The sequence below is a fragment of the Citrobacter sp. TBCS-15 genome (assembly GCF_005280815.1).
GTDB classification, from domain to species: domain Bacteria; phylum Pseudomonadota; class Gammaproteobacteria; order Enterobacterales; family Enterobacteriaceae; genus Citrobacter; species Citrobacter werkmanii.
Window position 1 is genome coordinate 241,477 of record NZ_SZWK01000292.1, and the last position, 15,236, is coordinate 256,712.

General features: G+C 53.2%; 18 protein-coding genes. 13 read left to right on the plus strand and 5 right to left on the minus strand.

All coding sequences use genetic code 11. The features are described from left to right. Positions 1 to 15: 15 nt before the first annotated feature. Both FDW96_RS18755 and acpH read right to left on the minus strand, forming a co-directional pair. Entirely contained in the window at positions 16 to 618 is a 603-nt protein-coding gene (locus FDW96_RS18755) for a peroxiredoxin (RefSeq protein WP_003021524.1), read from the minus strand. Positions 619 to 786: 168 nt separating this feature from the next. Then, on the minus strand, positions 787 to 1,368 hold the full coding sequence (gene acpH / locus FDW96_RS18760; protein ID WP_042310128.1) for an ACP phosphodiesterase: 582 nt from the start codon (positions 1,366 to 1,368) through the stop codon (positions 787 to 789). A 90-nt stretch (positions 1,369 to 1,458) separates the two neighbouring features. On the opposite strand from acpH, the gene queA reads away from it, so the two are divergent. The 7 genes from queA (at position 1,459) to FDW96_RS18795 (ending at position 8,182) form a co-directional block, all read left to right on the plus strand. Continuing rightward, on the plus strand, positions 1,459 to 2,529 hold the full coding sequence (gene queA, locus FDW96_RS18765) for a tRNA preQ1(34) S-adenosylmethionine ribosyltransferase-isomerase QueA (protein WP_038638182.1): 1,071 nt from the start codon (positions 1,459 to 1,461) through the stop codon (positions 2,527 to 2,529). Between the two features lie 53 nt (positions 2,530 to 2,582). Next, complete coding sequence (gene tgt / locus FDW96_RS18770) at positions 2,583 to 3,710, plus strand: tRNA guanosine(34) transglycosylase Tgt (protein WP_003021535.1); 1,128 nt, start codon at positions 2,583 to 2,585, stop codon at positions 3,708 to 3,710. A 22-nt stretch (positions 3,711 to 3,732) separates the two neighbouring features. After that, positions 3,733 to 4,065 carry a preprotein translocase subunit YajC gene (gene yajC / locus FDW96_RS18775; protein WP_003021544.1) on the plus strand — a complete coding sequence of 111 codons (333 nt, stop codon included), beginning with the start codon at positions 3,733 to 3,735 and terminating at the stop codon, positions 4,063 to 4,065. Positions 4,066 to 4,092: 27 nt separating this feature from the next. Further along, positions 4,093 to 5,940 carry a protein translocase subunit SecD gene (secD, locus tag FDW96_RS18780; RefSeq protein WP_071888113.1) on the plus strand — a complete coding sequence of 616 codons (1,848 nt, stop codon included), beginning with the start codon at positions 4,093 to 4,095 and terminating at the stop codon, positions 5,938 to 5,940. Between the two features lie 10 nt (positions 5,941 to 5,950). Next, positions 5,951 to 6,922 carry a protein translocase subunit SecF gene (gene secF, locus FDW96_RS18785; RefSeq protein ID WP_038638190.1) on the plus strand — a complete coding sequence of 324 codons (972 nt, stop codon included), beginning with the start codon at positions 5,951 to 5,953 and terminating at the stop codon, positions 6,920 to 6,922. 178 nt (positions 6,923 to 7,100) lie between these two features. Then, positions 7,101 to 7,466 carry a VOC family protein gene (locus tag FDW96_RS18790; RefSeq protein WP_079225242.1) on the plus strand — a complete coding sequence of 122 codons (366 nt, stop codon included), beginning with the start codon at positions 7,101 to 7,103 and terminating at the stop codon, positions 7,464 to 7,466. Between the two features lie 23 nt (positions 7,467 to 7,489). Next, positions 7,490 to 8,182, plus strand: coding sequence for a YafY family protein (locus FDW96_RS18795; protein ID WP_061381554.1), 693 nt, complete (start codon positions 7,490 to 7,492; stop codon positions 8,180 to 8,182). 45 nt (positions 8,183 to 8,227) lie between these two features. On the opposite strand, the gene FDW96_RS18800 is transcribed toward FDW96_RS18795, so the two are convergent. Further along, entirely contained in the window at positions 8,228 to 9,091 is an 864-nt protein-coding gene (locus tag FDW96_RS18800) for a nucleoside-specific channel-forming protein Tsx (protein WP_003021561.1), read from the minus strand. Between the two features lie 298 nt (positions 9,092 to 9,389). Further along, on the minus strand, positions 9,390 to 9,929 hold the full coding sequence (locus tag FDW96_RS18805) for a DUF3251 domain-containing protein (protein ID WP_042310122.1): 540 nt from the start codon (positions 9,927 to 9,929) through the stop codon (positions 9,390 to 9,392). Between the two features lie 154 nt (positions 9,930 to 10,083). Here FDW96_RS18805 and nrdR point away from each other — a divergent pair, with 154 nt between their 5' ends. The 6 genes from nrdR (at position 10,084) to pgpA (ending at position 14,189) form a co-directional block, all read left to right on the plus strand. Then, positions 10,084 to 10,533, plus strand: coding sequence for a transcriptional regulator NrdR (gene nrdR / locus FDW96_RS18810; protein WP_016152032.1), 450 nt, complete (start codon positions 10,084 to 10,086; stop codon positions 10,531 to 10,533). Between the two features lie 3 nt (positions 10,534 to 10,536). Beyond that, a complete protein-coding gene (ribD, locus tag FDW96_RS18815) occupies positions 10,537 to 11,640 on the plus strand; it encodes a bifunctional diaminohydroxyphosphoribosylaminopyrimidine deaminase/5-amino-6-(5-phosphoribosylamino)uracil reductase RibD (RefSeq protein ID WP_061381555.1) in 1,104 nt (367 codons plus the stop codon). A 90-nt stretch (positions 11,641 to 11,730) separates the two neighbouring features. Beyond that, positions 11,731 to 12,201 (plus strand): 6,7-dimethyl-8-ribityllumazine synthase, encoded by a 471-nt coding sequence (gene ribE / locus FDW96_RS18820; protein ID WP_003021575.1) that lies wholly within the window; start codon positions 11,731 to 11,733, stop codon positions 12,199 to 12,201. 19 nt (positions 12,202 to 12,220) lie between these two features. Then, complete coding sequence (nusB, locus tag FDW96_RS18825) at positions 12,221 to 12,640, plus strand: transcription antitermination factor NusB (protein ID WP_000801129.1); 420 nt, start codon at positions 12,221 to 12,223, stop codon at positions 12,638 to 12,640. Positions 12,641 to 12,715: 75 nt separating this feature from the next. Further along, positions 12,716 to 13,693 (plus strand): thiamine-phosphate kinase, encoded by a 978-nt coding sequence (gene thiL, locus FDW96_RS18830; protein ID WP_061381556.1) that lies wholly within the window; start codon positions 12,716 to 12,718, stop codon positions 13,691 to 13,693. Beyond that, entirely contained in the window at positions 13,671 to 14,189 is a 519-nt protein-coding gene (gene pgpA, locus FDW96_RS18835) for a phosphatidylglycerophosphatase A (protein WP_042310116.1), read from the plus strand. The genes thiL and pgpA overlap by 23 nt, the downstream gene beginning before the upstream one ends. A 57-nt stretch (positions 14,190 to 14,246) precedes the next feature. Here pgpA and yajO read toward each other — a convergent pair whose 3' ends face one another. Further along, complete coding sequence (gene yajO, locus FDW96_RS18840; protein WP_137349002.1) at positions 14,247 to 15,221, minus strand: 1-deoxyxylulose-5-phosphate synthase YajO; 975 nt, start codon at positions 15,219 to 15,221, stop codon at positions 14,247 to 14,249. Between the last annotated feature and the right edge of the window lie 15 nt (positions 15,222 to 15,236).

The window sequence follows — 15,236 nt, forward strand, 5'->3', positions numbered from 1 at the left end:
ATCGATTCATGCCAATTACAGGCTGGAAACGTTCTCGGTCAGGTATTTTGCCACGCCGTCCGGAGACGCGTTCATACCTTCTTTCCCTTTTTCCCACTGTGCCGGGCAAACGTCGCCGTGCTCTTCGTGGAACTGCAGCGCGTCAACCATACGCAGCATTTCGTCGATGTTACGACCCAGCGGCAGATCGTTAACCACCTGGTGACGAACAACGCCGTTAGCGTCGATCAGGAAAGAACCACGCAGAGCAACGCCTGCTTCCGGGTGCTCAATGCCGTAGGCTTTCTGGATTTCGCGTTTGATGTCAGCAACCATTGCGTATTTCACCGCACCGATGCCGCCTTTGTCGACAGGGGTGTTACGCCATGCGTTGTGGACAAATTCTGAGTCGAAAGAAACGCCAACAACTTCAACGCCGCGCTTCTGGAATTCTTCGTAACGTTTGTCGAATGCGATCAGTTCAGACGGGCAAACGAAGGTGAAGTCCATCGGCCAGAAGAACAGAACGGTGGTTTTACCGTTGGTATGCTGTTTGAAGTTGAAGTTTTCAACGATCTCACCGCTACCCAGTACCGCAGCTGCTGTGAAATCCGGAGCCTGACGAGTTACCAGTACCATATAATTCTCCTGCAATGTTAAGGGTTTTTTGGAACGCAACGCGGGCCAGTATAGAGAGTGTTTGAGAATAAGACAAAGAGGCGCTGGCAATCAATGAGACAGGTTTTGTCTATCAATCTGTTGCTGGATGACCGCTACTGCTTATCCGGCGCATTATGCGGGTTACCATCAAAGGGTTTTATGTCGCGCCTGTTCCATCATTTGCGGATAAAACTGCCAGAAACGCTCTTCTAACGCATCATAATGCGTATCCAGGTCATACCATGAGTCGCGCAGGGCATCGAGACGCGGACGGCGGCTGGCCATGCCGTTCAGGACGTTCTGGATAAAATCCATGTCACGATAGCGCTCAAGCCATTTTTCTGACCACATATAGTTGTTTAAGTTAATAAAGCGCGGCGGCGATTCCGGCAAAATCGTGGTCACCTGGGTGCGGGCATAGCGCACAAATTCCGCTAATGGGAAGTCTGGGGAGATTTCCGACCAGTTGCGCGACAGAAAGTGATCCCACATCACGTCCAGCGTAATTGGCGCGACGCGGCGCGTTTCGCTACGAAACCACTCTTTGGCTTCACGCACCTGCGGCAGGTTATCGGTCATCACGTCGATACGACGGTGCATGAAGATGCCTTCCACCACGTCAGGGGGAAAACTGGCTGCCGGGTTACCGCGAACAAAATCGGCCAGCAGATTGCCGGAAAGCGAGCTGTCGGCAAGATGAGCGAGATGCAAATGTGCAAGAAAATTCATAGTTAAACGTTTATCCAGAGGGGTAAAGGTTGCAGGGAGAACGCCCCGGCACTAGACTACCCGCCTCTTATTTTAGTCTGAGTCAGTGTCATGCGCGTTACCGATTTCACCTTTGAACTACCCGAATCCCTGATTGCCCACTATCCGCAAGCTGAGCGCAGTAGCTGCCGCTTGCTGTCTTTGGACGGGCCGACGGGCGCGCTGACGCACGGTACTTTCACCGATTTGCTCGATAAGCTCAACCCTGGCGATTTGCTGGTCTTTAACAATACCCGCGTTATTCCTGCGCGTCTGTTTGGCCGTAAAGCCAGCGGCGGCAAGATTGAAGTGCTGGTCGAACGCATGCTGGATGATAAACGTATTCTGGCGCATATTCGCGCCTCGAAAGCGCCGAAGCCGGGTGCCGAGCTGCTATTGGGCGACGATGAAAGTATCAAAGCGACGATGGTCGCCCGTCACGACGCGCTGTTTGAAGTGGCGTTTGACGACGAACGCAGCGTGCTTGATATCCTCAACGCCATCGGCCATATGCCGTTGCCGCCGTATATTGACCGCCCGGACGAAGACGCCGACCGCGAGCTGTACCAGACCGTATATAGTGAAAAACCGGGGGCCGTCGCTGCGCCGACCGCAGGGCTGCACTTTGACGAGCCGCTGCTGGCGAAACTGCGCGATAAAGGCATTGAAATGGCGTTCGTTACGTTGCACGTCGGCGCGGGTACCTTCCAGCCGGTGCGCGTAGACACCATCGAAGACCACATTATGCACTCTGAATATGCGGAAGTGCCGCAGGATGTGGTTGACGCGGTGCTGGCGGCGAAAGCGCGTGGCAACCGCGTGATAGCCGTGGGCACAACGTCCGTTCGCTCACTGGAAAGCGCGGCGCAGGCTGCCAAAAACGATCTCATTGCGCCGTTCTTCGGCGATACGCAGATATTTATTTATCCAGGCTATAAATACCAGGTGATTGATGCCCTGGTCACCAACTTCCACCTGCCGGAATCGACGCTGATCATGCTGGTTTCTGCGTTTGCTGGTTATAAAAACACCATGCACGCCTATCATGAAGCGGTAAAAGCGGAATATCGCTTTTTTAGTTACGGAGATGCGATGTTTATCACGTACAATCCGCAGGCTATTTCTGAGCGTGTCGGGGAATAAATTTCCGGCATGAGTATTTAACGTCGGACTGTTTTTCTGACGCAGGAGTTAAGATGAAATTTGAACTGGACACCACAGACGGTCGCGCGCGTCGCGGCCGCCTGGTTTTTGATCGTGGCGTAGTGGAAACGCCTGCATTTATGCCGGTCGGTACTTACGGCACAGTAAAAGGCATGACGCCGGAAGAAGTTGAAGCCACCGGCGCGCAGATTATTCTCGGCAACACTTTCCACCTGTGGCTACGCCCGGGTCAGGAAATCATGAAGCTGCACGGCGATCTGCACGATTTCATGCAGTGGAAAGGGCCAATCCTTACCGATTCCGGCGGCTTCCAGGTTTTCAGTCTGGGCGATATCCGCAAGATTACCGAGCAGGGCGTGCATTTCCGCAACCCGATCAACGGCGATCCGATTTTCCTCGATCCTGAGAAGTCAATGGAGATTCAATACGATCTCGGTTCCGATATCGTGATGATCTTCGACGAATGTACTCCGTACCCAGCCGACTGGGACTATGCTAAACGCTCAATGGAGATGTCTCTGCGTTGGGCGAAGCGCAGTCGCGACCGTTTTGACAGTCTCGGCAACAAAAATGCGCTTTTTGGCATCATTCAGGGCAGCGTTTACGAAGATTTACGTGATATCTCCGTCAAAGGTCTGGTAGATATCGGCTTTGATGGCTACGCTGTCGGCGGTTTGGCTGTCGGTGAGCCGAAGGAAGATATGCACCGCATTCTGGAGCATGTTTGCCCACAGATTCCGGCAGATAAACCGCGTTACCTGATGGGCGTCGGCAAACCAGAAGATCTGGTTGAAGGTGTGCGTCGTGGTATCGATATGTTTGACTGCGTGATGCCAACGCGAAATGCCCGTAATGGTCATTTGTTTGTGACTGACGGCGTGGTAAAAATTCGTAACGCGAAACATAAAAGCGACACCAGTCCGCTCGATGCTGAGTGTGATTGCTACACCTGTCGCAATTATTCGCGCGCTTACTTGCATCATCTCGACCGTTGCAACGAAATATTGGGCGCGCGTCTCAACACGATTCATAACCTTCGCTACTACCAGCGTTTGATGGCGGGTTTACGCAAGGCTATTGAAGAGGGTAAATTAGAGAGCTTCGTGACCGATTTTTACCAACGTCAGGGTCGACCAGTTCCACCTGTGAACGTTGATTAATTTTAATAATGAGGGAATTTGAATGAGCTTTTTTATTTCTGATGCGGTAGCGGCAACAGGTGCTCCGGCGCAGGGCAGCCCGATGTCTCTGATTCTGATGCTGGTGGTGTTTGGTCTGATTTTCTACTTCATGATCCTGCGCCCACAGCAAAAGCGTACCAAAGAACACAAGAACCTGATGAACTCCATTGCGAAAGGCGATGAAGTCCTGACCAACGGTGGTCTGGTGGGTCGCGTGACCAAAGTAGCAGAATCTGGCTACATCGCTATCGCGCTGAACGACACCACTGAAGTGGTTATTAAACGTGATTTCGTAGCTGCCGTTCTGCCGAAAGGCACCATGAAGGCGCTGTAATTTATTGTTTTCCCAAAGGGAACTGCCGTGTTAAACCGTTATCCTTTGTGGAAGTACATTATGCTGGTCGTCGTCATTGTCGTCGGCCTGCTTTACGCACTTCCCAACCTGTATGGTGAGGATCCGGCTGTTCAAATCACTGGCGTGCGCGGTGCCGCCGCCAGTGAGCAAACGCTGATCCAGGTCCAGAAAACGTTACAAGAAGATAAAATCACACCTAAGTCTGTGGCTCTGGAAGAGGGGGCTATTCTTGCGCGCTTCGACTCCACTGATACCCAACTGCGCGCACGTGAAGTACTGATGGGCGTGCTGGGCGATCAATACGTCGTGGCGCTTAACCTTGCTCCGGCAACACCGCGCTGGCTGGCAGCCATTCACGCAGAACCGATGAAACTCGGTCTTGACCTGCGTGGCGGCGTTCACTTCCTGATGGAAGTGGATATGGACACCGCGCTGAGTAAGTTGCAGGAACAAAATATCGATAGCCTGCGCAGCGATCTGCGTGAAAAAGGCATTCCTTATACTACCGTTCGTAAAGAAGATAACTACGGCCTGAGCATCACCTTCCGTGACAGCAGCGCCCGTGATGAAGCTATCTCTTATCTGAGCAAGCGTCACCAGGATCTGGTTATTTCCAGCCAGGGCAGTAATGCTCTGCGTGCGGTGATGACCGATGCGCGCCTGAGCGAAGCCCGTGAATATGCGGTACAGCAGAACATCAATATTCTGCGTAATCGTGTGAACCAGTTGGGTGTTGCTGAGCCGGTGGTACAACGTCAGGGCGCTGACCGTATTGTCGTCGAACTGCCGGGTATTCAGGATACCGCGCGTGCGAAAGAAATTTTGGGCGCAACCGCGACGCTGGAATTCCGTCTGGTAAATACCAACGTTGACCAGTCTGCTGCGGCGTCCGGGCGCGTGCCGGGTGATTCGGAAGTGAAACAGTCTCGTGAAGGTCAGCCGGTTGTGCTGTACAAACGCGTGATCCTGACCGGTGACCATATCACCGATTCCACTTCCAGCCAGGACGAATACAATCAGCCGCAGGTTAACATCTCGCTGGATAGCGCGGGTGGTAACATCATGTCCAACTTCACCAAGGACAACATCGGTAAGCCGATGGCGACCTTGTTTGTGGAGTACAAAGACAGCGGTAAGAAAGATGCCAACGGTCGCGCCGTGCTGGTGAAACAGGAAGAGGTGATTAACATCGCCAACATCCAGTCTCGCCTGGGTAACAGCTTCCGTATCACCGGTATCAACAACCCGAACGAAGCGCGTCAGCTTTCTCTGCTGTTACGTGCCGGTGCGCTAATCGCGCCGATTCAGATTGTTGAAGAACGTACCATCGGCCCAACCCTGGGTATGCAGAACATCAAACAGGGTCTGGAAGCCTGTCTGGCCGGTCTGGTGGTGTCTATCCTGTTCATGATCTTCTTCTATAAGAAGTTCGGTCTGATTGCGACCAGTGCGCTGATCGCTAACCTGGTGCTGATTGTCGGCATTATGTCGCTGTTGCCGGGAGCCACGCTGAGTATGCCGGGGATTGCGGGGATCGTCTTAACCCTTGCCGTCGCGGTCGATGCTAACGTACTGATCAACGAACGTATCAAAGAAGAGTTGAGTAACGGTCGTTCGGTGCAGCAGGCCATCAATGAAGGTTATGCCGGCGCATTTAGCTCCATCTTCGATGCGAACATTACGACGCTGATTAAGGTCATTATCCTGTACGCAGTCGGCACTGGGGCAATTAAAGGGTTCGCGATTACTACCGGTATTGGGGTAGCGACGTCGATGTTTACCGCAATTGTCGGTACACGTGCCATCGTAAACCTGTTGTATGGCGGCAAGCGCGTCAAAAAGCTGTCAATCTGAGGAGTGCGAAGTGGCACAGGAATATACTGTTGAACAATTGAACCACGGCCGTAAAGTCTGGGACTTTATGCGCTGGGACTACTGGGCTTTCGGCATTTCAGGTTTTCTGCTGATCGCGGCCATCGTGATTATGGGCGTGCGCGGCTTTAACTGGGGTCTCGATTTCACCGGTGGTACGGTCATTGAAATCACGCTGGAAAAACCAGCGGAAATGGACGTGATGCGCGATGCGCTGGAGAAGGCGGGCTTTGTTGACCCGCTGCTGCAGAACTTCGGCAGCAGCCACGACATTATGGTGCGTATGCCGCCAACTGAAGGCGCTGACGGCGGTCAGGTGCTGGGTAGCAAAGTGTTGAGTGTGATTAACGAATCCACCAACCAAAACGCTGCGGTGAAGCGAATTGAATTCGTGGGGCCGAGTGTAGGCGCAGACCTGGCGCAAACCGGTGCGATGGCGCTGATGGCGGCGCTGATCTCCATCCTGGTGTATGTCGGTTTCCGCTTTGAGTGGAGACTGGCGGCAGGGGTAGTTATCGCGCTGGCGCACGACGTAATCATCACACTTGGGATCCTGTCGTTGTTCCATATCGAGATTGACCTGACTATCGTTGCATCGCTGATGTCGGTAATCGGTTACTCGCTGAACGATAGTATCGTCGTCTCTGACCGTATTCGTGAAAACTTCCGCAAAATTCGTCGCGGTACGCCTTACGAAATCTTTAACGTGTCATTGACTCAGACGCTGCACCGTACGTTGATTACCTCCGGTACGACGTTGATGGTTATTCTGATGCTGTTCCTGTTCGGTGGTCCGGTACTGGAAGGCTTCTCGCTGACCATGCTTATCGGTGTTTCCATCGGTACCGCGTCTTCTATCTACGTGGCATCGGCGCTGGCGCTGAAGCTGGGTATGAAGCGTGAGCACATGCTGCAGCAGAAGGTCGAGAAAGAAGGGGCGGATCAACCGTCGATTCTGCCTTAAGCGACGCAGAGCGTGTGAAGCGTAAGAACTGGAATCCCGATCGCAAGGTCGGGATTTTTTTTGCTTGTGCTTTAGCGACTGAGCATTATCTTTTTCTGTCGCCACACTACTGACAGTATGCTGTCAGTAGCCCTGTCTTATAGTCCTTCTGAGATTACCCACACAGGCAGGAGGAAGTATGAACAACGTAATTAACTGGTTTGAAATCCCCGTGGTACAAATGGATCGCGCCATCGCTTTTTATGAGCCAGTGATGCAGGTTTCGTTGCGTCGGGAGAATATGGACTGCGCCGAGCTGGCCGTATTCCCGCATCAGGATCCTGCTCCCGGCGGGGCGCTGGCTAAATTTGACGGTATTTCGCCTTCAGCGCAGGGCGCTATTATTTATCTGCATACGGACAATTTGGCTGCCACGCTTGAACGTGTTGCCACAGCTGGTGGTCAATGCGTGTTTGGCCCGCTCGAACTGGGGCAGGACATTGGTACGATTGCGCTATTTACTGACAGTGAAGGCAATCGTGTTGGTTTACATCAACCCGCGTAATATTTTCAGGACTGAGGATTAAAATGACCCGACGCGCCGACCGCTTGTTTCAGATCGTACAAATCCTGCGGGGCAGACGAGTGACAACGGCGGCGCTGCTGGCAGAACGTCTTGAAGTTTCTGAACGGACGATTTATCGCGATATCCGCGATCTCTCTTTATCCGGCGTGCCCATTGAAGGCGAAGTGGGCAGCGGATACCGCTTAATGGCCGGGTTTGATCTGCCACCGTTGATGTTAACGCATCACGAATCAGAAGCATTGATGGTCGCGATTCGGTTGCTGAAAACATGGGGCGGGGATTCACTTTCACAGGCACTGGAGTCGGCGCAGGAAAAAGTGCTGGCGATATTGCCGCCAGAGAGTCGCCGCAGGGCCGAGCAAACGCGGATTTTTGCGCCAGATTTTGGTAATCAGCCACATTCACGCAGTGCCTTCGATCTCATACATCGCGCGGTTTCGGCGCAACAAGTACTGGCGCTGCATTATCGCGACGAGTCCGGGAATCTCTCCTGGCGTGACGTTCAGCCACTGGGATTATTTTTCTGGGGCGAGCACTGGTTACTGGTTGCCTGGTGCGAGAAGCGTGACGATTATCGCTGCTTTCGCGTTGATCGCTGTCTGAAGATCACGCCGCTCGACAGGCACTTTCGCGAATCGGCGGATCGCTCGCTAAGTGACTTTTTACGTAAAGTACGCTGTGAAGACCAGCCGTAAAAAAGCCAGCGGTTAAGCTGGCTTGTCTGCGATAAATTGTCTGGATTAGAAGTTGTAACCTACGACCAGGTAACCACCCCAACCGGTTGATTTCGCGCTGAAGTCACCTTCGCCCCAGTTCAGGGTATCCCCACCTTTCCACTGGCCGCCGTTATGGAAATAACGCGCGACTACGGAGTAGTGCCAGTGATCGTAGTTCAGCGCCAGCACGTGGCTGGAAGCGATAGAGTTGCTGGTGCGGTTCGGATCATCACCCAAATCTGAGCCCCAGTCGAAGTTGGTGAAGCCGATGTAGGTCAACTGACCGCCCCAAACCTGGGTGATCGGCACAAAGTATTTCACTTTGAAACGGTAACCATCCCACTCGTTTTCGTTGGATGCGCCATAGTTCTGCCACTGGTATTTAGCATACACGTTCAGGGACAGACCCATCGGCAGACCGGTGTCGATATCGGTACCCAGACCCATATACCAGGTGCTCTGGCGGCTGGCTTTGTTGTCACCCATATCGTAGATGTAGTTGTTGGCGAAGTACCATTCTTTGAACGGTCCAAAGCTCAGGTCAGCACCGGTCAGCTTGTCGATGGAGAAACGTGGTTCGATTTCCATAAACAGCGGGGAACCGTCAGACCAGATACCTTTATCGTTGCCGTTACCCCAGTCAAAGGTTTTCGGAATATCGATGTAGCCATAGAAGTCGAACCAGTCTTTTTTGGCAAACGCTTCGTATTCCAGATACACGTCGTTGTTCAGTTTCGGGGAGAAACGGGTGTGGTAGCTGCCCACCACGTTGACGCTTTGGTGCCACCAGTCGGACAGATATTGCGGTTTGTCATTTTCTGCTGCGTTGGCAGTAAAAGACGAGGAGAGCGCCAGCACCGCACCGGCTGCAAGTAATGTTTTTTTCATATGTATGCCACTGTTTGAAATCCCTTTCGGGAGTGAAAAATGCGCAAATTGCGTTTCTAAATATTTCGTAATTCTTCGGAGCCTATTATAAAAATCATTGTTCACAAAAATATGTCTTGTTTCACAGTTCTATCATTTACGTAATCGATTGCGTTCACGTTTGCGTACTTTAGGCGGCGAATTGTACTGGCTCCCATGAATGTTGCCAAGTTTTAACAGAAATATTGGTTATGTCAGGGGAGTAACAAAATGGAGCGGAGTGATGTTGCGGAACGCACAAAACGTTCCGCAAAAAAGTTTATTGGCTAACAGGCTGGACGTCGTGGATGCGAACAAATCCCAACTGGTCGGGGGAGAGACCAGTTATCTGCAACGGAATGTCTACGTCGCTAGGGGCAAGAATACTTGCCGGGGCGTTGACCAGTTGGTTTTGAACGTTCACTTCCTGATAATTCTCCGTGGTGCCCTGAATTTGCCCGTACTCTACGGTGGCGCTAAAGGCGGGCAAGGGCGTATTGGACTCGCCCTGAATACGTAGCGTTAACCTTGTGCCATCGGCGTTCGGCGCAATATTCACCAAAGACATACGTAACGTGCCGATCTGGCTCTCCAGCCGGGCAGGGGTTTTGGAGCCCGGCAACAGATAGGCGCCACTGGTCGACTTGGCATTCAACATATTTTGTTGCGTAATTTTTACCGTTTCCTGATTAAGCTGCGTCATCTCTTTATTTAGCGTGCTTACGCTTTGATGCATCTGGCGTACTTCGCTTTGCTGCGCGCAGGCGCTAAGACTAAAGAGGCTTCCCACCAGGAGAATTCTTAGGTAACGTCTTGTCATTGTGATTACTTCCTTCATTGTCGCGATAGCATAATGGTAGTGTGCACAGAGCACGAAGGCATCGATCCTTTGTCTCAAAAGCGCTGCGCCTTTGTTGTCACGCCAGTTCAGGGTAAAATAGATTGCTGTTAACCACTGAGGTACAGGACGCCGTATGCATTGCCCATTCTGTTTCGCCGTAGACACTAAGGTAATTGACTCTCGTCTTGTAGGCGAGGGCTCCTCAGTACGCCGCCGTCGGCAGTGTCTGGTCTGTAACGAACGTTTCACCACTTTTGAAGTGGCTGAACTTGTCATGCCGCGTGTTGTGAAGAGCAACGATGTGCGTGAACCCTTTAATGAAGATAAGCTGCGCAGCGGCATGCTCAGAGCGCTGGAGAAACGTCCGGTCAGCTCAGATGACGTCGAAATGGCGTTAAACCATATCAAATCACAACTGCGAGCGACTGGCGAGCGTGAGGTGCCGAGTAAGATGATCGGCAACCTGGTAATGGAGCAGCTGAAAAAGCTCGATAAAGTCGCTTACATCCGCTTTGCGTCGGTTTACCGCAGTTTTGAAGATATCAAAGAATTTGGCGAAGAGATTGCTCGCCTACAGGACTAAGCCATGCAGGATGAATTGTACATGGCGCGCGCGCTGAAGCTTGCTGCGCGCGGACGTTTCACTACTCACCCAAATCCCAACGTCGGCTGCGTGATTGTTAAGGATGGGGAGATCGTCGGTGAAGGATATCATCACCGCGCGGGCGAGCCGCATGCCGAAGTCCATGCCCTGCGCATGGCCGGAGAAAAAGCGCAAGGGGCAACCGCCTACGTGACGCTTGAGCCCTGCAGTCATCATGGGCGTACGCCGCCGTGCTGCGATGCGTTGATTGCGGCGGGCGTAGCACGCGTTGTTGCCGCGATGCAGGATCCCAATCCGCAGGTAGCAGGTCGTGGCCTCTATCGCTTGCAGCAGGCGGGCATTGACGTCAGTCACGGGTTGATGATGAGCGAGGTTGAGCAGCTTAATAAAGGCTTTCTCAAGCGCATGCGTACAGGTTTCCCATATCTGCAGCTTAAGCTTGGCGCATCGCTCGATGGTCGTACGGCGATGGCCAGCGGGGAAAGCCAGTGGATCACTTCGCCGCAGGCGCGCCGCGATGTGCAACGGCTGCGCGCGCAAAGCCATGCCATTTTAACCAGCAGCGCGACGGTACTGGCCGACGATCCTCAGCTTACCGTGCGCTGGTCGGAGCTTGGGGAGTCAACTCAGGCGAGTTACCCGCAGGAAAATCTGCGCCAGCCGATCCGCATTGTCCTTGATAGCCAGAATCAGGTCACGCCGGAGCACCGTATTGTGCAACAGCCGGGAGAAACCTGGATTATCCGAACGAAAGACGATACCCGCAGTTGGCCGGAGTCAGTTCGCAGTATTAAGGTACCGGAACATAACGGGCATCTGGATTTGGTCGTGTTGATGATGCAACTGGGCAAACAGCAAATTAACAGTATTTGGGTGGAAGCTGGCCCAACGCTTGCGGGCGCGTTATTACAGGCCGGTTTGGTGGATGAGCTAATCGTGTATGTTGCGCCTAAACTGTTAGGCAGTGATGCGCGAGGATTATGTGTGCTGCCAGGGCTTGAGAAACTGGCCGACGCCCCCCATTTCAAATTCAACGAGATACGCCAGGTGGGCCCGGACGTTTGCCTGCATTTAACCACTGCGTGAGGCTTTCTGAATTAGAGGAAGCAGCGCCCAGAATATTATGATAAAATCCGCCCCCCTTACGGGGCCATAAATCGAACCCGAAGGAAGAATATGAACATTATTGAAGCTAACGTTGCTACTCCGGACGCTCGCGTCGCCATCACCATTGCGCGTTTCAACAACTTTATCAATGATAGCCTGCTGGAAGGTGCGATCGACGCCCTGAAACGTATTGGCCAGGTTAAAGATGAAAACATTACCGTCGTTTGGGTTCCAGGCGCATATGAGCTGCCGCTGGCGGCTGACGCACTGGCGAAAACCGGTAAATACGATGCTGTGATTGCGCTCGGTACAGTGATCCGTGGTGGTACCGCGCACTTCGAATATGTGGCTGGCGGTGCAAGCAATGGCCTGGCGCATGTCGCTCAGGACAGTGGCATTCCGGTAGCCTTCGGTGTTCTGACCACCGAAAGTATTGAACAAGCCATCGAACGTGCTGGCACGAAAGCCGGCAACAAAGGCGCAGAAGCTGCACTGACTGCGCTTGAAATGATTAATGTATTGAAAGCCATTAAGGCCTGATTTTTGTAAGGGGAAATCCGTGAAACCTGCTGCTCGTCGCCGCGCCCGTGAGTGTGCCGTCCAGGCGCTCTACTCCTGGCAGTTGTCCCAGAACGACATCGCTGATGTTGAATACCAGTTCCTGGCGGAACAGGACGTTAAAGATGTCGACGTTCTGTATTTCCGTGAACTGCTGTCCGGGGTGGCGACTAACAGCGCGTACCTGGATGGATTAATGAAGCCTTACCTGTCTCGTCTGCTGGAAGAGCTGGGTCAGGTTGAAAAAGCCGTACTGCGTATTGCGCTGTTTGAACTGTCTAAGCGTAGCGATGTGCCGTACAAAGTGGCCATCAACGAAGCGATTGAACTGGCGAAAACCTTCGGTGCCGAAGACAGCCATAAATTCGTTAACGGCGTACTGGATAAAGCAGCACCTGTGATTCGCCCCAACAAAAAGTAATCCCGAGGCCGGCGGAGAGTGGAACGTGTTTCCGCTGTCCCCGGCTTTTTCTTTTTTTCTGCTGAGGCATAACGTATGGCATGCGGCGAATTTTCCCTGATTGCCCGTTATTTTGATCGCGTAAGAACGTCTCGTCTTGATGTCGAAACCGGTATTGGCGACGATTGCGCACTCCTGAACATCCCTGAAAAACAGACATTGGCGATCAGTACCGATACGCTGGTGGCAGGCAATCACTTCCTCCCCGACATTGATCCTACCGATCTGGCCTGGAAAGCCCTGGCGGTGAATTTGAGCGATCTGGCGGCGATGGGTGCCGATCCTGCGTGGTTGACGCTGGCACTGACGTTACCTGACGTTGATGAAGCCTGGCTTGAAGCTTTCAGCGATGGCCTGTTTGAACTCCTTAATTACTACGATATGCAGCTGATTGGCGGTGATACCACGCGTGGACCGCTGTCGATGACGTTGGGTATTCATGGCTACGTTCCCGTTGGGCGTGCTTTAAAACGTTCCGGGGCAAAACCGGGAGACTGGATTTATGTGACCGGCACGCCGGGCGATAGTGCGGCGGGGCTGGCGATTTTGCAGGACCGCTTGCAGGTGACTGATCCAAAAGACGCGGAGTATCTACTGCAACGCCATCTGCGCCCAACCCCGCGTATTTTACAGGGACAAGCTCTGCGCGATCTGGCCAGTGCGGCTATCGATCTTTCCGACGGCCTGATTTCCGATCTGGGGCATATCGTCAATGCCAGCGGCTGCGGCGCACGGGTTAACGTCGACGCGCTGCCTTATTCCACGGCATTCGCCCAACACGTTGAGCCGGAACAGGCGCTGCGCTGGGCGCTCTCGGGTGGTGAAGATTATGAGTTATGCTTTACCGTACCGGAAATCAACCGTGGCGCGCTGGACGTCGCGCTGGCACACCTCGGGACCTCGTTTACCTGCATCGGTCAGATGAGTGCGGATGTAGAAGGCGTTCACTTTACGCGCGATGGAAAACCCGTCACGTTCGACTGGAAAGGATATGACCATTTTGCCGCGCCTTAAAAAAGATGTCGCCAAAAGCCGCCTGAGTATGCGTAATCCGTGGCACCTGTTGGCCACCGGTTTTGGTAGCGGGCTGAGTCCAATTATTCCTGGCACCATGGGATCGCTGGCGGCGATCCCTTTTTGGTATTTAATGACATTTCTGCCATGGCAGCTGTATTCGCTGGTGGTCATGCTGTCTATCTGTATCGGCGTTTATCTGTGTCATCAAACGGCGAAAGACATGGGCGTGCACGATCACGGCAGCATTGTCTGGGACGAATTTGTCGGTATGTGGATAACCCTGATGGCGCTACCGACCCTCGACTGGCAATGGGTTGCCGCCGGATTTGTGATTTTCCGTATTCTGGATATGTGGAAGCCGTGGCCGATTCGTTGGTTCGATCGCAATGTGCATGGCGGGACGGGGATCATGATCGACGATATTGTCGCCGGGATACTGTCTGCCGGAATTTTGTATTTTATCGGCCATCACTGGCCGATAGGTATCATTTAACGGGTTTGCCGGATGGCGGCGTAAACGCCTTATCCGGCTTACAATCTACAATCGCGCTTATTTAAATCCCACCACCGGATGTTGTTTGTACGGTGTTTCGAGTTCGGCAATTTGCTCCGGCTTCAGCGTTAAATCCACCGCATTGAGCAATTCATCCAGCTGTTCTTCGCGCGATGTACCGATAATGGGCGCCGCCACGCCTGGTTTGCTCAGCAGCCATGCCAGCGCGACCTGCGCCCGCGTAACGCCCAGTTCCTCACTGATGCCAGCCAACCGCGCGGCAATTTGCGCGTCGTTTTCATCGCTCTCGTTATATAAATTTTTACCGACTTCATCGGAAACCAGACGTGCGGTCGTTTCTCCCCACGGGCGGGTCAGGCGACCACGCGCCAGCGGACTCCACGGGATCACCGCGACACCTTCCTGATAGCAGAGCGGCAGCATTTCGCGTTCTTCTTCGCGGTAGATCAGGTTGTAGTGATCCTGCATGCTGACGAACTGCGCCCAGCCGTGTTGCTTCTGTAAGGCCAGCGCCTGAGCAAACTGCGAAGCATGCATCGACGAGGCACCGATATAGCGAGCTTTACCGGCTTTTACTACGTCGTTGAGGGCTTCCAGCGTTTCCTCGATTGGCGTGTTGTAATCCCAGCGGTGAATTTGCAGGATATCTACATAGTCCATGCCCAGGCGTCTGAGGCTGTCGTCGATTGAGCGCAGGATTTGTGCACGGGATAAGCCTTCCGGCAGATCGTCAACCTGATGGAACACTTTTGTCGCCACCACCACCTCATCACGACGGGCGAAATCACGCAGCGCGCGGCCGACAATCTCTTCGCTGCTGCCAGCGGAGTAGCTGTTGGCGGTATCGAAAAAGTTAATGCCGCCTTCAAGGGCGTGTTTGATTATCGGGCGGCTGCTCTCTTCAGGCAGTGTCCAGGCGTGATTACCGCGATTGGGTTCGCCAAACGTCATGCAGCCCAGGCAAAGGCGGGAGACCCGGAGGTCGGTTTTTCCTAAAGTGTTGTATTGCATTCATTCGCTCCTGCT

Excerpts from the sequence above, each read along its gene's own strand:
- pgpA (WP_042310116.1), top strand. The coding sequence starts at position 13,671 with ATGACCATTTTGCCGCGCCTTAAAAAAGATGTCGCCAAAAGCCGCCTG.
- FDW96_RS18795 (WP_061381554.1), top strand. The coding sequence starts at position 7,490 with ATGACCCGACGCGCCGACCGCTTGTTTCAGATCGTACAAATCCTGCGG.
- yajC (WP_003021544.1), top strand. The coding sequence starts at position 3,733 with ATGAGCTTTTTTATTTCTGATGCGGTAGCGGCAACAGGTGCTCCGGCG.
- ribE (WP_003021575.1), top strand. The coding sequence starts at position 11,731 with ATGAACATTATTGAAGCTAACGTTGCTACTCCGGACGCTCGCGTCGCC.
- FDW96_RS18790 (WP_079225242.1), top strand. The coding sequence starts at position 7,101 with ATGAACAACGTAATTAACTGGTTTGAAATCCCCGTGGTACAAATGGAT.
- queA (WP_038638182.1), top strand. The coding sequence starts at position 1,459 with ATGCGCGTTACCGATTTCACCTTTGAACTACCCGAATCCCTGATTGCC.
- ribD (WP_061381555.1), top strand. The coding sequence starts at position 10,537 with ATGCAGGATGAATTGTACATGGCGCGCGCGCTGAAGCTTGCTGCGCGC.
- yajO (WP_137349002.1), bottom strand. The coding sequence starts at position 15,221 with ATGCAATACAACACTTTAGGAAAAACCGACCTCCGGGTCTCCCGCCTT.
- FDW96_RS18800 (WP_003021561.1), bottom strand. The coding sequence starts at position 9,091 with ATGAAAAAAACATTACTTGCAGCCGGTGCGGTGCTGGCGCTCTCCTCG.
- FDW96_RS18755 (WP_003021524.1), bottom strand. The coding sequence starts at position 618 with ATGGTACTGGTAACTCGTCAGGCTCCGGATTTCACAGCAGCTGCGGTA.
- nrdR (WP_016152032.1), top strand. The coding sequence starts at position 10,084 with ATGCATTGCCCATTCTGTTTCGCCGTAGACACTAAGGTAATTGACTCT.
- thiL (WP_061381556.1), top strand. The coding sequence starts at position 12,716 with ATGGCATGCGGCGAATTTTCCCTGATTGCCCGTTATTTTGATCGCGTA.
- tgt (WP_003021535.1), top strand. The coding sequence starts at position 2,583 with ATGAAATTTGAACTGGACACCACAGACGGTCGCGCGCGTCGCGGCCGC.
- FDW96_RS18805 (WP_042310122.1), bottom strand. The coding sequence starts at position 9,929 with ATGACAAGACGTTACCTAAGAATTCTCCTGGTGGGAAGCCTCTTTAGT.
- acpH (WP_042310128.1), bottom strand. The coding sequence starts at position 1,368 with ATGAATTTTCTTGCACATTTGCATCTCGCTCATCTTGCCGACAGCTCG.